Here is a 4,008-nt window from a genome sequence, read left to right as displayed (position 1 = left end):
TGTTCTACTTAGGTTATTTCTTAGGAGGACTGAGGACCGAGTCAGGTAGGGGAGCCGTCGGATTGGCCACATACAGAATAAATAGCTTTGATACCATTTATTAGGTCGGAATTTATCTTTTTAGTCCAAGGGACATCTCCTGCACATGTCTTTGATAGCAATGTGCACTGGCATATTTACAAATTGCAGGAAGTGTCCAATAGCTAAAATCTTATATGATCAGCTTTTTATTTCCCCAAATGAGCTGTTCCCTATTGCCTGTTCCCTACGCGCAGCGCTATAACTGCCCTGATTATTCGTAATATTCTTTTTCCACCCTTGGTATAACTCCTAACTTAGTATACTTATTCCAGAATAAAAACCATGACAAACACAATTGCTTTACTTGCTTATGACAGCAAAAAAGACAACTTAGTTGAATTTGTCAAAAAACATCAAGTTGTGCTATCTCGCTATAAATTAGTTGCGCCAGAAGACACTGCTCAATATCTTTTACAAGAAGCAGTTATAGAAATAAACTCTGTATTACCAATTTCCTTGGGAGGAGATGCTCAAATAGCAGCAGAAATAGCCACAGGAAATATTATTGCTGTTATCTGTTTAGTAGACTACCTATTTTCTCAATCTTATGAACCAGATCTCAAATTATTACTGCGTATTTGTCAGGTGCATAATGTTCCCATTGCGATTAATATTGCCACTGCCGAAATAATTATTAACAGTTTAATTCAGGCCACCGTTGCCCACCTCATATTCAACCCTGTATCTGGCCAGGGCAATGCTCAACAAGAATTATCATTAATTAAATCACTTCTCGAACCTCATCTACATTTACATATACACGAAACCACTATAGAGCAAACAGCAGAAGAATTGACAAAAGAAGCGATCGCTAAACAAGCAGATCTGATTATTGCTTCTGGCGGTGATGGCACTGTTTCTGCCGTTGCGGGAGAATTAGTAAATACAGGTATTCCTCTGGGTATAATTCCTAGAGGTACTGCCAATGCTTTTGGTATGGCTTTAGGAATTCCCAGCATTACACCAATTAGAAGTGCTTGCGATATTATCTTAGCAGGCAAAATTCGTACAATAGATGTTGGTCAGTGTAATGACCGTACCATGATTTTGTTAGCAGGAGTGGGGTATGAAGCAGAAACTATAGAGAGAGCAGATCGAGAAGCCAAAAATCGTTGGGGAGTGCTTGCCTACGTTATGGCAGGTTGGCAGCAACTAAACGAACAACAACTTTTTGATGTTGAAATAGAAATTGACGGTGTTACCAAAACCTTTGAAGCAGGAGCAATAACTATTGCTAATGCAGCTCCACCCACATCAGTTTTAGCTCAAGGTTTGGGAGAAGTAATTATGAATGATGGTTTATTAGAAGTAATGATTATTACCTCCAATAGTAGACTGCAAGCTGTTAATACCGTAGTTAGAATGTTCGGGTCAGCTATATTTAAAACTCCTGCTCAAGATCAAGATACTATTGGTTTGCGAACAAAGCAGGTAAAAGTTAGTACAGATCCACCGCAAAAAGTTGTCCTTGACGGTGAAATTATTGGCACTACCCCAGTTGAAATTAAGTGTATTCCTGATGGTTTAATTGTGCTTGCTCCGCCAACTAATGAAATTGAAGAAAAATCTGCCTGGAGTTTCTTATCTTTACCAACAAGAGTTAAAAATCAGGCTCTGCAAAATGATGGGATAATTTAATAGCAGAAGGAAGAAGGAAGAAGGAAGAAGGAAAAATTTTGTGGGTGTTGGTGAAGCGCGTGTATGATATTAATTTTCATTAGTTAGGAGTCAACCCACCCCTCGCCCCTCCCCCTCCCAGGAGGGAGGGGGAGGACCTCCTCAGTAAGGAAGAAATAAGGAATAGAAGGAGAAAATTTTTTGTTTGCTGGCGCACAACGCACGTTAAAGCGGAGCACGGAACGCAATTCTATCAAGCTATTGCTATTATCTGGACATGGTATCATACCTCAAATCACCAACTCCATTTTGTGTTGTCAGAGTCTTAAGCTTTTGATCTGTCCATGACCTTTGCTTCGACTGTTATTAATAACTAGGGAGGAGTCAGTAGTCAGGAGGGAAGAAAAGAGAAAAGTAGAGGTAATTTCAAAATTTCTTTGGTACTTTCAACAATTAATAATTAATTATTAATTATTACCTCTCCTTGAAAACGGATAGGATTAACTCAAAGGAAAATTTTTTCTTCTCTTGGTCGATGGTCGGCCAGCGAGGAGACCCGCTCTTGACAGAGCCGCTCCGAAGATCGCCATCCCTTGATCGCTTGTTTCTCCTTTAAAGGAGAGGATTTTTACCTTAATTATTCGGTAAATTCTTAAATTTTATACAAAAATAATGATCTACTCAGACAAAATCAATATTTCACAGCAACAACCTACAAAAGGTAACCATGCAATTGTAATTGGTGGTAGTATCGCAGGGTTATTAGCAGGGCGAGTATTAACAAACCATTTTCAACAAGTAACAATAGTAGAGCGTGATCGCTTTCCCGAACATCCCCAATTTCGGCCAGGAGTAGCTCAAAGCCATCACGTCCATGTACTATTATCCAAAGGTCAACAAATTTTAGAGCAACTGTTTCCTGGTTTAGTCAAAGATTTGGAAACTGCTGGTTCCCTAAAAATTGATTGGGCGGCAGAATTTCCCTGGTATAATTTATTTGGTTGGCAACCTCGGTTTCGTTCCGATATAAAAAGTTGTCTTTGTAGTCGGCATCTATTAGAGTGGTCAATACGCCGTCAATTAACTGCTGATTACAGCGTGCAATTTCTAGAAGGTACTCAGGTAAAAAATTTACTCAGCAACGTTAATAACTCCAAAGTGACAGGAGTACGAATAAAGTCAAATTCTCACGAACAAGATTTAACTGCTGACTTAGTTGTTGATGCTAGTGGGCGAAATTCTTCTCTACCTAAATGGTTAACTGCTTTAGGTTATCAAGCTCCTGAAGAAACAGTAATAAATTCTTTTTTGGGCTATAGTAGTCGATGGTATAAGTGCCCAGAGGGTTTTCAGACAGATTGGAAAGTATTAGCAGTAGCAACAAAGCCACCCAATGATCAACGTGCAGGGATAATTTATTCGGTGGAAAACAATTTTTGGGTGACTACTCTTTATGGTATCAACAAAGATTATCCTCCTACTGATGAAGTTGGTTTCTTAGAATTTGCCCGTAGTTTGCGAAATCCCATTGTCTACGAATTTATTAAAGATGCTCAACCCATTTCCCCTGTCTATGGATACCGACGTACAGAAAACCGCCTCAGTCATTACGAGAAATTATCCAGACTACCAGATGGTATTGTTGCTATAGGTGATGCAGTATGTTGCTTTAATCCTGTTTATGGTCAAGGTATGACTGTAGCTGCTTTAGGAGCGATCGCTCTCGACCAGTGCTTGCAAAATCATCCTAGTCTCAATGGGTTCACTAAGGGTTTCCAGAAGCAACTTGCTCAAGTCAATACTACTCCCTGGTTAATGGCAACTGGAGAAGATTTACGTTGGCCAGGTACAGAAGGTGGCAAACCAGAATGGATGACAAGATTAATACAGCAATATTTAGACCAGGTATTGCTGCTTTCAGTAGAGCACCCGGAAGTTTATCAAAAATATATATTAGTCATGCAACTGACTCAATCTCCAAAAATTCTGTTTCAACCTGATATTATGGCAAAAATTTTGGGGCAGATAATCAAAAATAATCAACAATTTGAGTCAACAGATCGAGAGCAAAATATTCCTAAACTGCTTTGCTAAATCACTTTCAGATCAAATCCGGGGGAATTGGACATCAAAAAAATCTCGAATCGTCATAACTACGCTCATCTTTGTGATTCTCTCTCCTCCTGACTCCTAAAGACTTAACCAACCTATGACTGTTTAACCGGATTTGATATCATTTGTCAATCCGAATAGCTAATAGCTAATTGTATTATTTATGATTAGCTATTAGCCATTACCTACTAAATATCC

General features: G+C 39.0%; 2 protein-coding genes. Both read left to right on the top strand.

What is annotated here, in order from left to right; all coding sequences use genetic code 11:
• Positions 1-363: 363 nt before the first annotated feature.
• Positions 364-1,719 carry a methylglyoxal synthase gene (locus F6K13_RS22135; protein WP_124144024.1) on the top strand — a complete coding sequence of 452 codons (1,356 nt, stop codon included), beginning with the start codon at positions 364-366 and terminating at the stop codon, positions 1,717-1,719.
• A gap of 651 nt (positions 1,720-2,370) precedes the next feature.
• On the top strand, positions 2,371-3,792 hold the full coding sequence (locus F6K13_RS22130) for an NAD(P)/FAD-dependent oxidoreductase (RefSeq protein WP_124144023.1): 1,422 nt from the start codon (positions 2,371-2,373) through the stop codon (positions 3,790-3,792).
• Positions 3,793-4,008 lie beyond the last annotated feature (216 nt).

This window comes from Okeania sp. SIO2B9, assembly GCF_010672505.1.
Classification (GTDB): domain Bacteria; phylum Cyanobacteriota; class Cyanobacteriia; order Cyanobacteriales; family Microcoleaceae; genus Okeania; species Okeania hirsuta.
Note: the sequence above shows the minus strand (reverse complement) of the source record. Positions and strands in the feature narration are given on the sequence as shown.

Excerpts from the sequence above, each read along its gene's own strand:
- F6K13_RS22130 (WP_124144023.1), top strand. The coding sequence starts at position 2,371 with ATGATCTACTCAGACAAAATCAATATTTCACAGCAACAACCTACAAAA.
- F6K13_RS22135 (WP_124144024.1), top strand. The coding sequence starts at position 364 with ATGACAAACACAATTGCTTTACTTGCTTATGACAGCAAAAAAGACAAC.